Source organism: Paenibacillus jilunlii (assembly GCF_900102965.1).
In the GTDB taxonomy this organism is placed as follows: Bacteria; Bacillota; Bacilli; order Paenibacillales; family Paenibacillaceae; genus Paenibacillus_AQ; species Paenibacillus_AQ jilunlii.
This window is the reverse complement of the sequence record NZ_FNGM01000007.1, coordinates 82812-102505: the sequence shown is the minus strand read 5'-3', so window position 1 is coordinate 102505 and position 19694 is coordinate 82812. Positions and strand designations below refer to the sequence as shown.

At 48.5% G+C, this 19694-nt stretch carries 13 protein-coding genes; all 13 read left to right on the top strand.

Going from position 1 to position 19694, the window contains the following annotated elements; genetic code table 11:
* Nucleotides 1-302: 302 nt before the first annotated feature.
* Nucleotides 303-2096 (top strand): cache domain-containing sensor histidine kinase, encoded by a 1794-nt coding sequence (locus tag BLQ82_RS13985; RefSeq protein WP_062527628.1) that lies wholly within the window; start codon nt 303-305, stop codon nt 2094-2096.
* Between the two features lie 16 nt (nt 2097-2112).
* Nucleotides 2113-3441, top strand: a complete 1329-nt coding sequence (locus BLQ82_RS13980; protein WP_062527630.1) for a response regulator — start codon at nt 2113-2115, stop codon at nt 3439-3441.
* 115 nt (nt 3442-3556) lie between these two features.
* The gene (locus BLQ82_RS13975; protein WP_062527632.1) at nt 3557-4480 is read left to right on the top strand and encodes a carbohydrate ABC transporter permease; all 924 of its coding nucleotides are present in this window, start codon (nt 3557-3559) and stop codon (nt 4478-4480) included.
* A gap of 1 nt (nt 4481) precedes the next feature.
* Nucleotides 4482-5354, top strand: a complete 873-nt coding sequence (locus BLQ82_RS13970; protein ID WP_062527634.1) for a carbohydrate ABC transporter permease — start codon at nt 4482-4484, stop codon at nt 5352-5354.
* A 133-nt stretch (nt 5355-5487) separates the two neighbouring features.
* Nucleotides 5488-6951 (top strand): ABC transporter substrate-binding protein, encoded by a 1464-nt coding sequence (locus BLQ82_RS13965; RefSeq protein WP_062527636.1) that lies wholly within the window; start codon nt 5488-5490, stop codon nt 6949-6951.
* A gap of 375 nt (nt 6952-7326) precedes the next feature.
* Nucleotides 7327-9948, top strand: a complete 2622-nt coding sequence (gene adhE / locus BLQ82_RS13960) for a bifunctional acetaldehyde-CoA/alcohol dehydrogenase (protein ID WP_062527638.1) — start codon at nt 7327-7329, stop codon at nt 9946-9948.
* Between the two features lie 264 nt (nt 9949-10212).
* Nucleotides 10213-12474 carry a formate C-acetyltransferase gene (gene pflB, locus BLQ82_RS13955; protein ID WP_039838559.1) on the top strand — a complete coding sequence of 754 codons (2262 nt, stop codon included), beginning with the start codon at nt 10213-10215 and terminating at the stop codon, nt 12472-12474.
* Nucleotides 12475-12606: 132 nt separating this feature from the next.
* The gene (gene pflA / locus BLQ82_RS13950) at nt 12607-13344 is read left to right on the top strand and encodes a pyruvate formate-lyase-activating protein (protein WP_062527640.1); all 738 of its coding nucleotides are present in this window, start codon (nt 12607-12609) and stop codon (nt 13342-13344) included.
* A gap of 230 nt (nt 13345-13574) precedes the next feature.
* Nucleotides 13575-14984 (top strand): extracellular solute-binding protein, encoded by a 1410-nt coding sequence (locus tag BLQ82_RS13945; RefSeq protein WP_062527642.1) that lies wholly within the window; start codon nt 13575-13577, stop codon nt 14982-14984.
* A gap of 198 nt (nt 14985-15182) precedes the next feature.
* Complete coding sequence (locus tag BLQ82_RS13940) at nt 15183-16067, top strand: carbohydrate ABC transporter permease (protein WP_062527644.1); 885 nt, start codon at nt 15183-15185, stop codon at nt 16065-16067.
* Nucleotides 16067-16897, top strand: coding sequence for a carbohydrate ABC transporter permease (locus BLQ82_RS13935; RefSeq protein ID WP_062527645.1), 831 nt, complete (start codon nt 16067-16069; stop codon nt 16895-16897). Before BLQ82_RS13940 ends, BLQ82_RS13935 begins: the two co-directional genes overlap by 1 nt.
* Before the next feature lie 28 nt (nt 16898-16925).
* Nucleotides 16926-18794, top strand: coding sequence for a cache domain-containing sensor histidine kinase (locus BLQ82_RS13930; protein ID WP_062527647.1), 1869 nt, complete (start codon nt 16926-16928; stop codon nt 18792-18794).
* Nucleotides 18772-19563, top strand: coding sequence for a response regulator transcription factor (locus tag BLQ82_RS13925; RefSeq protein WP_062527649.1), 792 nt, complete (start codon nt 18772-18774; stop codon nt 19561-19563). Before BLQ82_RS13930 ends, BLQ82_RS13925 begins: the two co-directional genes overlap by 23 nt.
* Nucleotides 19564-19694: the final 131 nt, after the last annotated feature.

Sequence of the window (19694 nt, the reverse complement as noted above, 5' to 3'; positions counted from 1 at the left end):
GAGCTTATTCCTTCCCAAAATTAACAATTATGATTTTTAAGTGGAAAAAGGGAACTTAATTGGGCCATATTCCCTCATGAGTTGCGAAATGAGCTGAATTAGTTGCCCTTTTTCCACTTGGAGTGGCCGAAGGATTTATAAAGGCGGAGGTCCAAATCTTCCACGGAGTGACTCCCCCCCCTTACCTCTCCAATCCGCCCCTAACCGAAAAAATACATATAAATGAACATCATTTCCATTAAAATAAACCTATGTAAGCGCTTATCCGTTTGCTATATTATTGAAACTGGAGGTGTATCCAGATGTTGTCTGCCTTTCTCAAGCCAATCGTCAGGCTGAACGTCAAGCAGCAGCTGATTCTGCTGTTTCTGATTATGATCTCGCCCATACTGATCCTGAACAGCTACGGCAATTACAAGGCAGAAGAAATCCTGAAGCGCCATGTCACCAATGCCTATGTGGAGCTGAATAAGCAGAACTTTGCGATTATCAATAGAGACATAGATACAGTGAACAAGATTACCACCACCGTTATTCAGAATCCGATTCTGCAGCAGCTGCATGTCGGCGGCCGCGAGCCTGTAATGGAGCGGGTAGAGCGCTATGAAACGATAGAAAAGCTGTTGGGCAGCTACTCGCAGGGCGCCGGACGGGGCAACGGGATTTATTACTCGCTGTACGTGTACGACCCCGACAATTATTATTTTTTTGCCCCTAATTTTCCCCAGGTGAAGAAGGCGGGCGTGTATTTTTTCTCAAAAGGTGAGAAGCCTTACTGGTTTGACCAGGTCGTGCAGCAGAAGGGCAGAGGTTATTTAATGTTTGCAGAGAAGCTGAGCCCGCAGGCCGAGAATCTCAAGACACTGACTTACGTCCGGGCGGTCAACAACATTTACAGAGGGGCAGGAACCATCGGCGTGCTGGTGGTCACCAAGATGGAGTCCAAAATCGGCGAATCGCTGAAATCCATTTCCCTGCCGGAAGGCGAAATCTATTTGACCGATATGAACAACCGGGTACTGGCTTCGACCACCAATGCGACTGGAGAAGTTATTGACCTCCCGGAGGGGGCTGAGACCGGTGATCCCGAAGGGACCGAGGACATTATCACGGATGACTTCATCTATGTCGTGAACAACAACCATGCCTTTGCCCAGAAGCTGGTCTACAAGGTCCCGGTCAATGCACTGCTCCAGCAGCAGAAGGAAATGAAGCGGGTGATTCAATACATAACGGTTGCTTACGCGCTTTTCGGACTGATCATCATCACTTATTTTTGGCGTTCTCTCATGACTCCTTTGCAGAAGCTGGCTTTTTTTGTGCGCAAATACGAGCCGGGCAACCGCGTTCCGGAGACACCGCAAAGAGGGACCAACGATGAAGTCAGTGTGCTGATCGCTTCTACTTACGATATGGCCCGCAGGCTGAATAGTCTCATCATGTACAAATATCAGATGGAGCTGAAGCAGAAGGAATCGCAGCTGCAGCTGCTCTATCAGCAGATCAATCCGCATCTGCTCTATAACACCCTGGAGAGTATTTATTGGAAAAGCTCGCTGGAAGGCAATATCGAATCCGCGGAAATGATCAAGGAGCTATCGAAGCTGATGAAGATCAGCTTAAGCCGGGGCCGGGAACTAATTACGCTGGAGGAGGAGCTGGAACATGCCAGTGCCTATATCAAGCTGCAGCAGCACCGGTATGACTATGTGTTCACGGTCAGCTGGAACATCGCCCCGGAGACCAAAACGAATCTTATTCCCAAGATCACCCTACAGCCCCTGATCGAAAATGCCATCATCCACGGTGTGAAAAATATGGATGAGGACGGGGAGATCATGATCACCTCGGTTCAACAGGACGATACCATTCTGATTACTATAGAAGATAATGGGTACAAACAGGTGGATTACAAGGCCATTGAGCAGGTGCTGAATGACGAAAGCCCCAATCCGGTCAGCGGTTATGGCATCCGCAATATCAAACAGCGTGTGCAGCTGCATTTTGGCTCACAATATGGAATCAGCTACGCCCCCCGTCAGGCTGGAGGAACTGTCGTAACAGTTAAGCTTCCAAAGTCGGAGAATCAACAATAGAAAGGTGGCCACTTAGATGTTTAATGTACTGGTTGTAGACGATGAGCCGCTGATTTGCAAAGGGCTGAGCAGCCTGCTGGCTTCCTCGGGTCTGGAGATCGGCCATATTTATACCGCGAACAGCGGCTTTGAAGCTTTGGACTGTATCCGCATGGAGGAAGTTGATCTGCTGGTGACGGATATCCAGATGGGGGCCATGAGCGGCATTGAGCTGATGCAGCACGCCAAGCTGGCCAAACCGTGGGTGCAGACCATCGTCATCTCCGCCCATGAGACGTTCCAGTATGCCCAGATGGCCGTCCGGCTGGGGGCGAAGGATTATCTGATCAAGCCGCTGAACAGTGAGCATTTTCTCGATTCGGTACGGAATGTGCTGCTTAAATTGGATAAACCCTCCCCGGATCTGTCCACCTTCATGGCCGGGATCGGGGAAGGCTTCCGCCTGGAGGAGCCGCTGCCCGAGTACAGCAAGCTGCTGAATGCCCTCATTGAAGAGCCCGCCTCTGTGCTGGGCGATGAGCAGAAGCTACGGAAGGTGGATGAGCTGAAGCTGCAGGGGCCTTTTTTCTCTGTAATCAAGATTAAACTGCCGTTGCCTGAAGCAACTGGAGAGAAGAATTACACCTACCGCGACCGGGAGCTGCTGCGTTATGCCGCACTTAACATTGCCAAAGAGCTGCTTGACCAGGAGTGGAGCACAGTGGCCTTTTATTCTCCGGAGGAGGAGATCACCGTCATTATCCAGTGGGATGAGAAGACCTATGAGGAATCGGCGACGGGCCAGATCAACCGGCTGGATGTGCTTGGCCGCAGTCTGCATTTAAATATCCATAAATACCTGCATTTGAACACCGTAATTGGCATCAGCCAGATCCTCAAGGGCCTGTCCTTTATGGATGTGCTGAACCGGCAGGCCTCGAAGGCCATTCAGTGGAACAAGGCGCATTCCGATTACTATGTGTTCTACTACGGTGATTTCAACTGGAGCAGCTATGCCGCTGATCCCTCGGCCGAGGAGCTGCATACACACAGCAACCTGATTGTGCAGAAGGCTAAGGAGTATATCGACGGGAATTACGCCCAGAAGGGCCTTACGATCCATGAGGTGGCCAAAAAAAATCACGTCAGCCCCAATTACCTGAGCTATCTGTTCAAAAAAAATACAGGCCATAACCTCTGGGAATATGTCATCAAGCTGCGGATGGAGGACAGCCGCGAGATGATTCTGCATACCGATTTGCGCCGTTATGAGATCGCGGAGCGGGTGGGCTATGAGTCCCCGGAGCATTTCAGCAAGATTTTCAAAAAATATTACGGCATCAGCCCCAGCGAACTGAAGAAGTAAGAACACTTACGATTGCGGTAGATATAGACATGTTCAGGCTTCGGCTCCTTTTCTACAATGAATGTAGGCAGCGCTTGGTGCAAGTGCTGAAAGACAAAAGGAATGAGGGAGCCAGATGAACCAAACCGCTACAATCCGCGAGAAGATGACAGCGAAGCTGGAGCGCAAGCCGCATAAACAGAACCGCTGGAAAAAAAACTTTTGGGGATATATGTTTCTCGTACCCGCCATTATTATTTTTGTTTTGTTTATGTGGGTGCCCATTTTTAAGGGCTTTATGTACAGCTTCTATACCGTGGACTTTGTAAAGGGCAATACTTTTGCCGGCCTCGATAATTATGCCAGAGCGCTTACGGACCCGGATGTATTGATTGCTGTGAAAAATACCCTTTATTACATGGTGCTCTGTCTGGTGATCGGCTTTTGGGTGCCGATTGCCTTTGCCATCGCCATTTCCGAGCTGCGGAAGTTCGGCGGCTTTGTCCGCGTGGCGGCTTATCTGCCCTTTGTATTGCCGGCTGTCGTGCTGTACGGCCTGTGGAGATGGCTGTATGATCCGGTCGGACCCATCAATGCGCTGCTCGGCACGATGGGAGCGGATCAAATTGCCTTTCTGACGGACAGCAGGTGGTCGATGATCTCGCTTGTTTTTATGGAAACCTGGCAGCAGTTTGGCTCTGGGATGCTTATTTATCTGGCGGCTGTGCTCAGTATTCCGCGCGATTGGTACGAAGCCGCTGAAATTGACGGTGCCGGGGTATGGGCCCGTATCCGCCATATCACACTGCCCTCTTTGCGCAATCTGATTGTCCTGATGCTGATTCTGCAGATTATCGCCACCTCTCAGGGCTACCAGTCACAGCTTGCTTTGCTGGATGGAGGCCCGAACAATACCACTCTGACCTACGCGCTATTGATTGTGAAATATGCTTTTACCCGGCTGGATTACGGTACGGCGACGGCGCTCGGCATGCTGATGTTCATCGTCCTCGGCGGTTTGGGCATTGTGCAGTTCAAGCTGAACAAGGAGGACAACTAACATGAAGAGCGCAGACAGAGGCATTCTCTCCGAACATGATCTGAAAAAAACAAGCAATAAAATCGTCTACGGGATAATGGTGTTCTTCATCCTGGTCATGGTCTTCACCATGCTCTACCCGATCCTCATGACGATGTTCAACGGTCTCAAATCCAACACGGAGGTCAATTCCTTTCCGCCGCATTTTTTCCCGCAGGAGTGGCATTTCGGCAATTTGAAGGATGCGTTAAATTATATCGATCTGCTGGTGTTTCTCAGGAATACACTCTATATTTTCGTGGGGAATATGGTTGTGACCCTTATTGTACTTGGCCTTGCTTCTTTTAGCATTTCCCGGATGAACGTGCCTTTCCGCAAGGTATTTTATTTTTTCTTCCTGATGACTCTGTTTATCCCGGCGACCAGCTATATGATTCCGAACTTCGTCAATCTGAAGGAGCTTGGACTGCTGAACCAGTATGCGGCGTTCTGGCTGCCGGCCGGAGCGAATACGTTTTACTTCCTGCTGCTGAAGAACTTTTTTGACGGAATCCATCCGGAGATTTTTGAAGCCGCGCGGATTGACGGAGCCTCGGAGCCGCGCAGCTTTTTCTCGATAGCTGTACCGCTGTCCATTCCCATTTTTGCCACACTGGCGATCTTTATTTTCTCAACCGCCTGGAACGACTGGTTCTGGCCGTCCCTTGTCATGCACAGTGAGGATAAATACACTCTCGCCACAGCGATCTATAAATATGTAATTGCCGTTAAGGCGCTCAACACCAATATCAAGTTTGCCATTCTCTTTCTGGTCTCTCTGCCGCCGATCCTGGTGTTCCTGCTGTTCCAGAAATTTATTATGCGCGGGGTGGCTTTGTCGGCGGTGAAGGGGTAACACGGGGATATACGTTTGGCTGATTAGATCGTAAACATGCACATGAAAGGAATATAAATACACCTCGTGTGGGCACATTTTCTCTCTTAAGATAAATCTGTAAGCTAACTATGAATGGAAAAGGGGAGTTTCAATGCGTAAATTTTCCAGCGTCCTAGCCTGTCTCCTGGTGACAGGATCGTTGTTATCCGCCTGCAGCGGCAACAATAACAACAATAGCGCCAAGGGAACGAATGGGGGAGATGCGTCACCGGCTGTTACGGATAAAGCTACAAACAACAGTACCGCCACTAATGCGCCGGCAGATGATATCACTCAGCGTAAGGTCACCATTAAGATCCATTATCCTACACCGGACTTAACGGAAGTGCGGGCGCAGGAAGATGACAAGATCAAGCGTTTCCAGGCGGCATACCCGAATGTTGAGATCGTCAAAGACGACTGGCAGTATAACGTTAGTGAAATCGGTGTGAAAATGGCTGCCAATGAAGCCCCGACCTTCTTCAATACGTATGCCACGGAAGCGAAATTTCTCGTCGAAAAAGGCTGGGTGGCAGACATTACCGATCTGTGGAACAAATATGAGTACAAGGACCAGATCAATCCCGTCCTGCAAAACCAGTTCATCATTGACGGCAAGGTGTACGGCATCACCCAAAAAGGCTATGTAACCACTACGATGATTAATAAAAAGATGCTGGATGACAAAGGTGTGCCTGTACCGGCCATGGACTGGACCTGGGAGGATATGCTGAACACCGCCAAAGGTGTGGCCGACGCCAAAAAAGGCATCTCCGGTATCGCTCCAATGGGCAAGGGCAATGAAGCTGGCTGGAATTGGACCAACTTCCTGTTCGAAGCCGGCGGCGAGATCCAGAAGATTGACGGCGGCAAAGTGGTGGCAACCTTCAACACCGATGCGGGCGTGAAGGCGCTGGACTTCTATAAGAAGCTGAGATGGGAAGCCAATGCCATTCCTCAGGACTGGGCGCTGGGCTGGGGCGATGCCGTAGGCGCATTCCAGCAAGGACGCACAGCGATGGTGATGGCCGGTTCGGACGGTGTAATCGAGCAAGCCCTGAACCAGGGCGGCTTGAAACCGGAGGATGTGCTCACTTATCCAATGCCTGCTGCGGAAAAGGGCGGCAAACACACGGGCGTACTCGGCGGCGACTATCTGGTCATCAACCCGAACGCCACCCTGGACGAGCAGGAGATGGCTTTCCGCTATATCACTTTTGATTACTTCTCCGACAAAGGCCTGGAGGCACTGGATGCCATTCTGCAGCAGCGCAAAGCGGACGGCAAATACTTCATCCCGCCGCTACTCGACTACTATGCCGCAGATTCTGATTTTGGCAAAAAAACCAAAGCGATCTATGACAAGTACGATATTGTCTATCAGTACAACCCGGATATTATGGCACTCTTGGATGGCAAGCCTGAGGCGCAATACAATACACAGGATTACTATGCAACGATGTCCAATGTGATTCAGGAGCTTTTCTCCAAAAAAGGTACGGACTCCAAAGCCCAGCTTGACGCCGCAGCCAAGACCGTACAGGAAAAATTCTTTGATACAATTAAGGTAGAGTAGTCCGGAGAAGAGATTAGTCCGTGAAGACAAGGAAATAGTTGAGAAGGTAGAAGGCCGGGGGTCCCCGGTCTTTTTCCATATTTAGATAGAGATTTGGTAACGTCTCAGCCGGGCGTGTTTTTAAGGCGAAGAAGCTATTTAAGAGGGGAATATGTCAAGTGAAAAAATTCACGTTCGCAAAAAAGACAAAAAGGGCGATAAAATTATACACAAAATGGAACAGGACCCTGAATAAGAGCGAATGAAAGCGCTTTGAAAACAAATCAAAAAAAACTTTATACTTTGTGAAAGATTTCACTATACAACCCTGATGCGATGTGATAAGATAAATGTGTAGAGAAAAACAACCTAAAAATTGACAGGAGGACGAGGGAGATGGCAGTTAAGAACGAAGTCGCCGCCCAAGTGAAACAAACCACTGCTGAAGAATATATTCAGACTTTGGTGGATAAAGCAAAGAAAGCTCAAGAAGCTTACATGCAGCTGGATCAAGAGCAGGTTAACACAATCGTTCATGCAATGGCTCTGGCAGGACTCGACAAGCACATGTACCTGGCAAAACTCGCCGTAGAAGAAACAGGCCGCGGCGTTTATGAAGACAAAATCACGAAGAACATCTTCGCAACAGAATATATCTGGCACGGAATTAAGTATGACAAGACAGTAGGCGTTGTAGAAGACAATCAATATGACAGTTTCCAAAAAATTGCCGAACCGGTCGGAATCGTTATGGGTATCACACCGGTAACCAACCCAACATCCACCACGATGTTTAAGGCACTGATTGCCGCTAAGACACGTAATCCTATTATATTCGGTTTCCATCCATCTGCGCAAGAATGTAGTGCCGCAGCAGCTAAGATTCTACATGACGCAGCCGTAAAAGCCGGTGCTCCTGAGAACTGCATCCAGTGGATCGAGCTGCCAACGATGGACAAAACAAACGCACTTATGAACAATCCGGATGTTGCGCTGATCCTGGCAACAGGCGGTTCGGCAATGGTTAAGGCAGCTTACAGCTGCGGCAAACCGGCTCTTGGCGTAGGTCCTGGTAACGTGCCTGCCTTCATTGAAAAAAGTGCCGATATCGATCAGGCAGTAACGGACATCATCCTTTCCAAAACATTCGACAATGGTATGATCTGCGCTTCCGAACAAGCAGTTATCATTGAAGAAGCGATCTTCGACCAAGTGAAGAAGAAAATGATCGCCAACGGCTGCTACTTTGTAAATAAAGAAGAAGCTGCCAAGTTGACAAGCGGCGCTATGAACGTGGAAAAATGCGCAGTTAACCCTGCAATTGTAGGTCAATCTGCAGTGAAGATTGCTGAAATGTGCGGTATTCAGGTTCCTGCCGGCACTAAGATCCTGGTAGCAGAGCTTGAAGGCGTAGGCACCAAATATCCGCTGTCCGCTGAAAAATTGAGCCCGGTTCTGGCATGCTACAAGGTTAAAAATGCTGACCAGGGTATCGAACGCGCAGCACAGGTTGTAGAATTTGGCGGTATGGGCCACAGCTCGGCCATCCACTCCAATAACGAAGAAGTGATCATGAAGTTCTCGAACCGTCTGCAGACCGGACGTATTCTCGTCAACTCGCCTTCCACACACGGCGCAATCGGCGATATCTACAATACGAATATCCCTTCACTGACTCTGGGCTGCGGATCTTACGGCCGCAACTCTGTATCGCAGAACGTAACTGCCATCAATCTGATCAACGTGAAAAGGGTGAACCGTCGTACCGTGAATATGCAATGGTTTAAAGTACCTGACAAGATTTACTTCGAAAAAGGTGCCACTCAGTACCTGGCCAAAATGCCTGACATCACACGCGTAGCAATTATCACTGACCCTATGATGGTGAAACTGGGCTATGTAGAAAGAGTTGAGCACTACCTGCGTCAACGCCAGACTCCAGTAGCGATCGAAGTGTTCTCGGAAGTTGAACCGGACCCATCGACTACAACTGTAGAAAAAGGTACTGCTATGATGAACAGATTCCAGCCGGACTGCATCATCGCACTCGGCGGCGGTTCCCCAATGGATGCTGCCAAAGGCATGTGGCTGTTCTACGAACATCCGGACGCTGACTTCAACGGTCTGAAACAGAAGTTCATGGATATCCGCAAACGCGTATACAAATTCCCTAAGCTTGGAAACAAAGCGAAATTCGTAGCGATTCCAACTACTTCGGGTACAGGTTCTGAAGTAACATCTTTCGCGGTTATTACTGATAAAACTACTGCCAACAATACGAAATACCCATTGGCTGACTACGAGCTGACTCCAGACGTAGCGATCATCGATCCTGAGTTTGTATACAGCTTGCCAAAAACAGCTGTTGCCGATACAGGTATGGACGTTCTGACACATGCCATCGAAGCTTACGTTTCGGTTATGGCAAGTGACTACACTGACGGTCTGGCTATCAAAGCTATCCAACTGGTATTCCAATACCTTGAAAAATCGGCACTGCAAGGCGACAAGCTTGCCCGCGAAAAAATGCACAACGCATCTACGCTGGCTGGTATGGCCTTTGCCAACGCATTCCTGGGCATCAACCACAGCTTGGCGCACAAATGGGGCGGACAGTATCACACTGCCCATGGCCGCACCAATGCCATTCTGATGCCGCATGTCATCCGCTACAATGCTAAGAAACCTACGAAGTTCGCTTCGTTCCCTAAATATTCGCACTTTGTAGCTGACGAACGCTATGCCGAAATCGCCCGCATTCTGGGATTGCCTGCCCGCACCACTGAAGAAGGCGTAACAAGCTTGATCAACGCAATCCGCGACATGAACAAAAAACTCGGCATCGAAGAGTCGTTCCAGGCGCTTGGTTTCGATCCTAAGGATTTCGAATCCCGTGTAGATTATCTGGCTGACCGTGCATTTGAAGACCAATGTACAACTGCCAACCCTAAGCTCCCGCTGGTTTCCGAGCTTGCTGATGTATACCGTAATGCTTTCTACGGCAGATTCGACAACTAATTAACGGTTCTATGGCAAAGAATAAGGTTAAAGGTTAATATGGAACTGGATGGAAGTGACAAATATCACCGAAATAGTGATATTTGTCACAGTCCTTTTTCAGAAAATAAACTAAAATGTTTATATAAACAACGGTCCCTATTATGAAGATATAATTGTGAATTTTATAACAATCAGATCTTTTTTTGGGATCACGAGACACGGGATTAACCTTCAAGCCCGCGATCTCTACAAATATAATAAATATAAATGGAGGGATTTAGCATGTCGGTGATTGAAAAAGATGTACAAGAAGTTAAGGCTGGATGGCGCGGTTTTGTAAAAGGAAAATGGTCCAGAAAAGTAAATGTGAATGATTTTATTGAAAAGAACATCAAACCTTATCTTGGCAAGGAAGATTTCCTTGCAGGTCCTACTAACAACACTACTGAACTTTGGAAGATTATTTCCGAAATGACCAAGCAGGAAATTGCTAATGGCGGCGTACTGGATGTGGATGTTAACACAGTATCCACTATCGTATCCCACCAACCTGGCTACATTGACAAAGACAAGGAACAAATTGTCGGCGTTCAGACTGATGCGCCTTTCAAACGTTCCATTCAACCGTTTGGCGGAATCAAGATGATGATCGATGCCACCAAGGCTTATGGCTTCGAACTTCCGCAAGGCATTGTTGACATGTTCACGAACATCCGCAAAACGCATAACCAAGGCGTATTTGATGCATATACTTCCGAAATGAGAGCTGTTCGTAAAGCCGGTATCATCACAGGTCTTCCTGATGCATACGGCCGCGGCCGCATCATCGGTGACTACCGTCGTGTAGCTCTTTACGGCGTTGACTTCCTGATTAAAGAAAAGAAACAAGATCTCGCGAATCTTGAAGTAGATTCCATGACCGATAGCGTTATCCGTCTTCGTGAAGAACTTTCCGAACAGATTCGTGCACTCGGCGAACTGAAACAAATGGCCCAAATGCATGGAATGGATATCTCCAAACCTGCTAACAACGCCAAAGAAGCTTTCCAGTGGGTATACTTCGGTTATCTCGCTGCTATTAAGGAACAGAACGGTGCGGCTATGTCCCTTGGACGCGTATCCTCTTTCCTTGATATCTATGTAGAACGTGACCTTGCAGAAGGCACTTTGACTGAAGAACAAGCACAAGAACTGGCTGACCACTTCATCATGAAACTGCGTATCGTGAAGTTCCTGCGTACTCCTGACTATAACGAATTGTTCAGTGGAGACCCTACATGGGTTACTGAATCCATCGGCGGTATGTCTGTAGACGGAACAACACGCGTTACCAAGAACAGCTTCCGTTTCCTCCACACCCTGTACAATCTGGGACCAGCTCCAGAGCCAAACCTGACTGTACTGTGGTCGGAAAAATTGCCTGAAGGCTTCAAAAAATACTGTGCGAAGGTTTCCATCGAAACCAGCTCGATTCAATATGAAAATGACGATTTGATGCGTCCGATCTACGGAGACGACTATGGTATTGCTTGCTGCGTATCCGCAATGCGCATCGGTAAACAAATGCAGTTCTTCGGAGCCCGTGCCAACCTGGCAAAAGCTCTGCTGTATGCAATCAACGGCGGTGTGGATGAAAAATCCGGCGTACAGGTTGGTCCTGAGTATCCTGCCATCACTTCCGAATATCTTGACTATGATGAAGTCATGAAACGCTTCAAACCGATGATGGAGTGGCTGGCTAAGACATACATGAACACCCTGAATGTTATCCACTACATGCACGATAAATATTCTTACGAACGTATCGAAATGGCTCTGCATGACCGCGATATTCTGCGGACTATGGCTTGCGGTATTGCTGGTCTGTCTGTAGCAGCTGACTCCCTGAGCGCCATCAAACACGCTAAGGTAAAAGTAATCCGTAACGAACAAGGTATCGCGGTAGACTTCGAAACTGAAGGCGAATTCCCTTGCTATGGTAACAATGACGATGCCGTCGACAGCATCGCAGTAGAACTGGTTGAATCGTTCATGACAATGATCCGCAAGCACCACGCTTACCGTGATGCGCTGCCGACTCAATCGATCCTGACGATTACTTCCAACGTAGTATATGGCAAGAAAACTGGTACTACTCCTGATGGACGTAAAAAAGGCGAACCATTTGCTCCTGGTGCGAACCCTATGCACGGACGCGACAAGAAAGGTGCATTGGCTTCCCTGAGTTCTGTTGCCAAACTGCCGTACGAAGATAGCTTGGATGGTATCTCCAACACCTTCTCCATTGTGCCAAAAGCACTGGGTAAAGAAGAAGAAGGACGTAAATCCAACCTGGTATCGATGCTTGACGGATACTTTGCAAGCAAAGGTCACCACCTGAATGTTAACGTATTTGCCCGCGAACAATTGCTGGATGCTATGGAACACCCAGAGAACTACCCACAATTGACCATCCGCGTATCCGGTTATGCTGTTAACTTCATCAAGCTGACTCGTGAACAACAAATGGATGTTATCAACCGCACATTCCACGGTGCAATGTAATACACAAGCGGTAGCTTGGGTTCTAGGTATACAGTGAAATAGCTGCAAGGTGATACCGCTCTTGACCTCAAGGGCGGTAAAATCTTGTTTAAAATTGATTAAAATTTTAAATTTTCGGAAGGATGACCTCATATGGCTAACGGACATATACATTCCTTAGAAACCTTTGGAACCGTTGACGGACCAGGTATTCGTTTTGTTTTGTTCATGCAGGGCTGTCTCTTGAAATGCCAATACTGCCATAATCCTGATACCTGGGGATTGAATGAAGGCAGAGAAATGAGTATCGAAGAGGTGCTCGCCGAAATTGAGCCGTATTTGAATTATTACCGCTCCTCCGGTGGCGGGTTGACCGTTTCCGGTGGTGAACCAACCCTGCAGGCGCATTTTGTAAAACAGCTGTTTACTGAAGTAAAGAAACGCTGGAATTTGCATACTACACTTGACACTAACGGTTATAATGAAGGCGACAAGATCAATGATCTGCTTGAACTGACAGATCTGGTGCTGCTTGATCTGAAGCATATTGATGATGAAGCGCATATCAAGCTTACCGGTAAATCCAATGAGCGTACGCTGAAGCTGGCCCGGTGGCTGTCTGACCATAACCGCAAGATGTGGATACGTCATGTGTATGTGCCAGGGATTCATGACCGTGAAGAGGACCTTGTGAACTTGGGACGCTTCATTGGCACATTAAACGGTGTGGAAAAATTTGAAATCCTCCCTTATCATCAGATGGGTATCTATAAATGGGAAGTGCTCGGAAGACCTTATGAGCTGGAAGGGGTCCCTTCACCAACCGAAGAAGAAGTCCAGCGTGCGTACCGGCTGATTGAAGAAGGCCGCAAGCAAACTGCATTAGTTTAAGCTGCTTGATATACCCAAGCCGTTCCAATAGTGTAACTACTGTTGGAACGGTTTTTTTCTGTATGGATGAGTGAGGTTATATAACGTGGGGAGATAGATAACTCGTTTGATTTCGCTTACATTAGAGGTTTTTATCCCTGCTGTGGATGAATCTTAACCTTACGGTAACAAACCTTGTTTTCTATAATAAGAGATGTAAGGGAAATCAACATATAGGGAGGGTCACCCCAATGAAGAAAAGTGTAACATTGCTCTTGTCCCTGCTGTTCGTAAGCTCTGCAGTATTGGCTGGCTGCGGCGGCAGTAATTCCAATGGCAATAATGGTGAGGCAGCCGCAACCAAGGGGGCCAATGCTGGGAATGCTACGAATGCACCTGCTACGGAAGAGCCGGCCAGCAGCGAGCCTTTTGAAATGACCATTCGTCATACGCAGGTGGGGGCCGACAAACAGAAGCGGCTCGCGATCCTGGAGGATGTTGTAGGGAAAGTGCAAGCGGAAGTCCCTGGACTCACTTTTAAGCTGGACGGTGTGGACTCGGATGTCAACCGTAAGGAGAAGCTGCGCGGTGAAATGGCGGCCGGCAACCCTCCGGAGATTTTTGACCTCTTCGGCAGCCCTGATTCCAAAATATATGCCAAGGAAGGCAAATTGCTTGATCTGACGCCGATCCTGGAGGAACTGGGCATCAAAGACAAGTTCTCCAATCTTGATCCGTTTACGTACGAAGGTAAGATCTACGGACTGCCGATCGGCGGCTCCGGTGAAGGTTTCTTCTATAATAAAGAATATTACACCAGCAAAGGCTGGAAGGCGCCGACAACCTTTGCTGAATTGGAGCAGCAGCTTGCCGATATCAAAGCTGATGGTAAAGTGCCGCTGGCTGGAGCCTCCAAAGCAGGCTGGGTGCCTTTGATGCTGGCTAACCATCTCTGGTCGCGTTATGCCGGGCCGGATGTGACGGCTAAATTCGCCACCGGAGAAGCCAAATGGAGCGATCCGAATGTGGTTAAAGGGTTTGCCAAGTATAAGGAATGGGAAGACAAAGGCTACTTCAAAAAAGGCGAGCTTGGCTTTGAATATGCTGAATACACTACCCAGTTTACCAGCGGTGAAGCGATTCTAATGTATGACGGCACCTGGAAGTCCTCTGTATTTAAGGCAGGCCAATCCGGTGAAGGCCTGATCGGCAAGGTTGGATTCTTCAACATTCCGCCGGTGGAGGGCGGTGTTGGCGATCAGACAGCTTTGATGCGCGATGTGAACAACGGATATGGCTTCTCGGCTACTGCTGGTGAAGATGGACGCCAGCTCGCTGCAGTGAAGTCTTTCATTAAGAATATGTACAATGAGGAAATGCAGATTCGCGGTTTGGTTGAAGATGGCGTGCTGCCAGCCATGAAAATTGATCAGGCTGTACTGAACAAAAATATCACCGACGACTTGATGAGTGAAATTGTGGCTGTGCTGAACAACTCCGAATCTTCATTCCCGGCCTTCGACTCCCTGGTACAGGCGGATGTGACTACTGAAATCAGCAATATTCAGATTCAGAAGCTGATTGGCGGGCAGACCACCCCTGAAAAAATGGGCGAGGCCCTGCAAAAAGTTCAAGAAGAAGCCAACGCAGCAGTGGAATAAGGAACGGTACACGGAATGTACCCTGGTGCTTGCTCCAGGGTACATTTTTAAAATATAAGCATTTATATGCTTCTCGCTATAAAGGTTCCTTCTATTTCCCGCTGAAACGGAAGCCGCCTCTTGCAGAGGACGGCGAAGCCGTTTCCACTTGTAAAAATATAAACAGCACCCTGATTCTCAAGCAATCGGAGGAAAGTCATGAACAAATCACTTAGAAATCCACTGGTGTTCACCTTGTTTATATTGCCTGCGTTAGTCCTGTTTTTGATATTTTTTATTTATCCGATTTTCAGCTCGCTGTACTACAGTCTGACCAGCTGGAACGGCGTTTCGGACACCGTTAAATACACAGGAATGAGTAATTTCGAAAAGGCTCTTGGCGATGACCGTTTCTGGACTTCCGTCAAAAATAACGGCTGGTTTATTTTATTCTCTGTATTCATACAGGTCCCACTGATTGTGCTGTTCTCACTGCTGATTGCTAATGTCAAAAAGCTGAAGGGACTCTATAAGACAGCAGTGTTCATGCCTTCCATTATGTCTACAGCGGTTATTGGCATCCTGTGGGGGTTCATCTATGAGCCCAATATCGGATTGTTCAATAAAGTGCTGGGGATCGTGGGAATCGAACCGGTATATTGGCTGTCGGATGAAAGGTTCGCCATGCTGTCCATTCTGATCACCAACGCCTGGCAGTGGACCGGATTCTACATTGTAATGGTGCTGGCAGCGATTCTATCCATCCCAGGGGAGCTGGATGAGGCTGCAGCTATTGACGGCGCTACGGGCTTCCAGCGGGCTACACGCATCACGTTGCCGCTGATCGTCCCGATCATTTCCGTTGTGATTATGCTGTCCATCGCCGGTGCCATGAAGGCTGCGGATATCGTGATCGTCATGACGAAGGGCGGACCGGCAGGCTCAACTGAGGTAATGGCCACTTATATGATTAAATACGCAATTACCAACTTCAAATACGGATACGGGAACGCCATAGCCGTTCTGATCTTTATATTCACGCTTGTGGTTACGGCGCTGTACCAGCTGCTGTTCGCCCGGCGTAATGAAAGGATTGAATACTAATGGCGCGTTCATTGAAAAAAGGCATTCCTCATGCCGCATTGCTGGGTTATCTCGTAGTTGTGCTGTTTCCGTTCTTGTTTGTCTTGTTCTCTTCCGTCAAGAAGGACAATAATGCGATAGCGCTGAACCCGTTCGGCATTCCGAAGGAATTTGTGTTTAACAATTATGTTGAAGCCTGGGTAAATGCCAAGATCAGCACGTACTTTTTTAACAGCTTATACATTTCAATATTATCTTCAGTGGTATCCATTCTGCTGGCTTCCATGTTTGCCTTTGCAGTTACGCGGATGCGCCAGGGCAAGTGGAATAAACTTCTCTTCTCGCTGGTTGTGATAGGAATGCTGATCCCGAACAATGCGTTGATGCTTCCGATTTATACGATTGTGCGCAAGCTGCATATCCTGAATACGCACTGGGCGCTGATTATTCCTTATATTGCTAATGCTATTCCGTTCACGATCATTATTTTGGCGGCGTTTATGCGTTCATTGCCCGGTGAAATTGAGGAAGCGGCGGTTGTGGATGGCTTGAAGGCACCGGGTATCTTTGCTAGAATTATTGTACCTTTGACGGTTCCCGCCATGGTTACAGTATTCATTGTTAATTTCCTGGGAAATTGGAATGAGTTTTTGCTGGCCAATTATTTTCTTTCGAATGACGAGCTGCGCACGCTTCCGGTGGGGATGGTCCAATTCCGTGATCAGTATCAGATGAATTATGCGCAGATGTCCGCAGGCATTGTCTACAGTGTGCTTCCGGTCGTGATTATTTACGCCATTTTGCAGGAGAAGATTATTGAAGGGGTTACAGCGGGCAGCGTAAAAGGATAATCCTATTCACAGTCAGGGGCATTAGCCGATGAATTTGCGCTACAAGTTGTTTACGGCATTTCTGGGCCTGATTATCATTCCTCTGTTTATTCTTGGCATGATTATGTTTTTTGTGACCTATAATTCCATTGAGAAGAAGTACAGCCAGCAATCTGAGTATTCGCTCAAAGCTATCAGCTACAGCATTTCCAGCGTCTTCAAGGACATGGACAATGTCACAGACAACGGGATTGCCACCTCGGTGTTTCATATGGCTCTTAGTGCAGAGGACCCGTCGAAACAGGATTTAACGGATGCCGAGCAGCTCAGCCTGAACGCCAGCCAGCGTAATTTCCGCAGTCTGCTGTACAACCATCCTTCGATCAGCTACGCTTTTCTCTATAATTTCAATGGAAAAGGCAGCTCGGAGATCGTCTCGGTGTTCAACAAGGAGAATTTCCGGACGCTGCCCTATGACAAGTTCAAAGGAAGTGAACTGTACCAGGAAGTTATGGAGCTTAATGGTGTGCCCAAATGGCTCGCACCGCATGAATATCCGGAACTAACGGGAACAGAGCCTGTATTTACACAGATCCGGTTGGTGAAGGAGCTTAGTTTTTTTCAGAATATCGGCATTCTGGTGGTGCAGATCAAGAACTGGGAGTTCGAATCGATCTTCCGCAATCTGAAAATCGGGGACAGCGGCCAGAAGGTTTCCTTTATGCTGGTCAATGACGACGGGATGATTCTGTTCGACCCCGACCGCAAGCTGGATGGCCAGGACTTCCATTCGTTTACCTCGAAGAAGAATTTTACTTTTCAAAAAGGATTCCAAAGCTTCAAAACAGAGTTCGCCGGAGAGAAGAGCATTCTCTCGGTTTATCATCTTAAGGACTATCCCTGGAGTCTGGTCTCTGTGACTTCGTGGGATTCCTTGTCCCGTGAAGTGACTGTGTTTGCCCGCTGGTTCGTAGTTGTGATCTTTCTGTGCCTGCTGGGCGCAGTGATCTTTAATCTCTTTTTTATGAACCGGATTACAGGCGGCATTGCTGTGATTGTCCGTTTTATGCGCCGTGTAGAGGATGGAGATCTCACAACGCGCGTGGAAGAGACGGGCAGCGACGAAATGACACTGCTTGCCAGGGGCTTCAATGATCTGATGGACAAAATCAACAGTTTGTTCAATAGAGTCCATGTGGAGCAGCGGCGCAAAAACCAGGCTGAAATGCGGGTGCTGCAGGCGCAGATCAAGCCGCATTTTCTGTTCAACACATTAGAGTCGATCAATGTGCTGGCGGTGCAGAATGAAGGCCGCAAGGTCAGCGAGATGGTCTACAGATTAGCCAGTATTCTGCGGATCAGCATTCAGGACAGGGATGAGATTACGCTGGAAGAGGAAGTCACCCATCTGCGCAATTATCTGGATATCCAGAAATTCCGCTTCGAGGATGTATTCGATTATGAGATTGAGATTCCACAGGAGCTGATGGGCTGCGGAATCCTTAAGCTTACCCTCCAGCCGCTCGTCGAGAACAGCATCCAGCACGGGTTCGAAGGCATTGATTACAAGGGCCTGGTCCGGGTAAAGGGCTGGGAGGACCGCGGGAATCTGATTCTGCAGATCCAGGATAATGGAATCGGGATGACTTCAGCCCAGCTCGGGATGTTCCAGTACATGGTGAGTGAATCGGGGGAGTCAGCCGGACCGGACTCTGATGAAAATAAACCGGGGCACGGTATTCATCTGGAGCGGCGCGGGCTTGGTGTACGCAGCGTAGCTGACCGCATCCGGATTGAGTATGGCGACAGGTATGGGATTTTTATCTGCGCAAGCCCTGGGGAAGGCACCATCATCCAATGCGTCATACCTAAATACGGGCAGGGGGAAGATCATTATGCTAAAAGTATTATTGGTTGACGATGAAGCTCCTATTCTGGGCAATCTGCGGCGGGTACTGCCATGGCAGGAGATGGGGATGGAGATATACGGCATGGCCCGCAGCGGGATGGAGGCACTGCGCATAGCCGAAGAGCAGGCGCCTGATCTGGTGCTGTGCGATATCCGCATGCCTGTCATGGATGGGTTGACATTCGTCGGCAAGCTGCGCGAGATGGGACTGGACAGCGAGGTTCTGCTGCTCAGCGGCTATCAGGAGTTCGACTATGCGCGGGAAGCGATCCGTCTGGGCGTGAAGGAATATATCTGCAAGCCGATTCATTATGAGGAGCTGGGCAACAAGGTGCGGGAAATCGGCACACGCATCCGCAGCAAACAGTACAAGGATAAGCTGTATAACAGTATCCCCCTCTTTCAGGAACTTCCCCCGGCAGAGGATTCTGCGAAGAAAACGCCAGATCAGCTGATGAACCAGGCGGCTCAATATATTTCGGAGCGGCTCAGTTTTGATCTCGGGATTGAGGAAGTGGCACATAAGATTGGGATCAGCAGCAGTTATTTTTGCCTGCTGTTCAAGAACCGGTTTGCCATGACCTTTGTGGAATATGTAACCCTCCAGCGGATGGAGGCAGCGAAGTTCATGCTGGCCAGCAGCGACAAGAGCATTGCGGCGATCAGCACGGGTGTGGGTTATCAGGAGCGCCGGTATTTTACAAAAGTGTTCCAGAAGCAGACGGGAATGACTCCCAAAGAATACCGTGACCAGCATAAGGTGCCGGAAATACGGTGAGTACAATACATGCGATACGTATATAATCCCCAACAGCCATCACTTTTAAGGGCATAGCTCCTTTGAGGTGGTGGCTTCTTCTTGCGCTCCTATGATTCGCGAACCGATGGATATCTTCGTGTATAATGAGT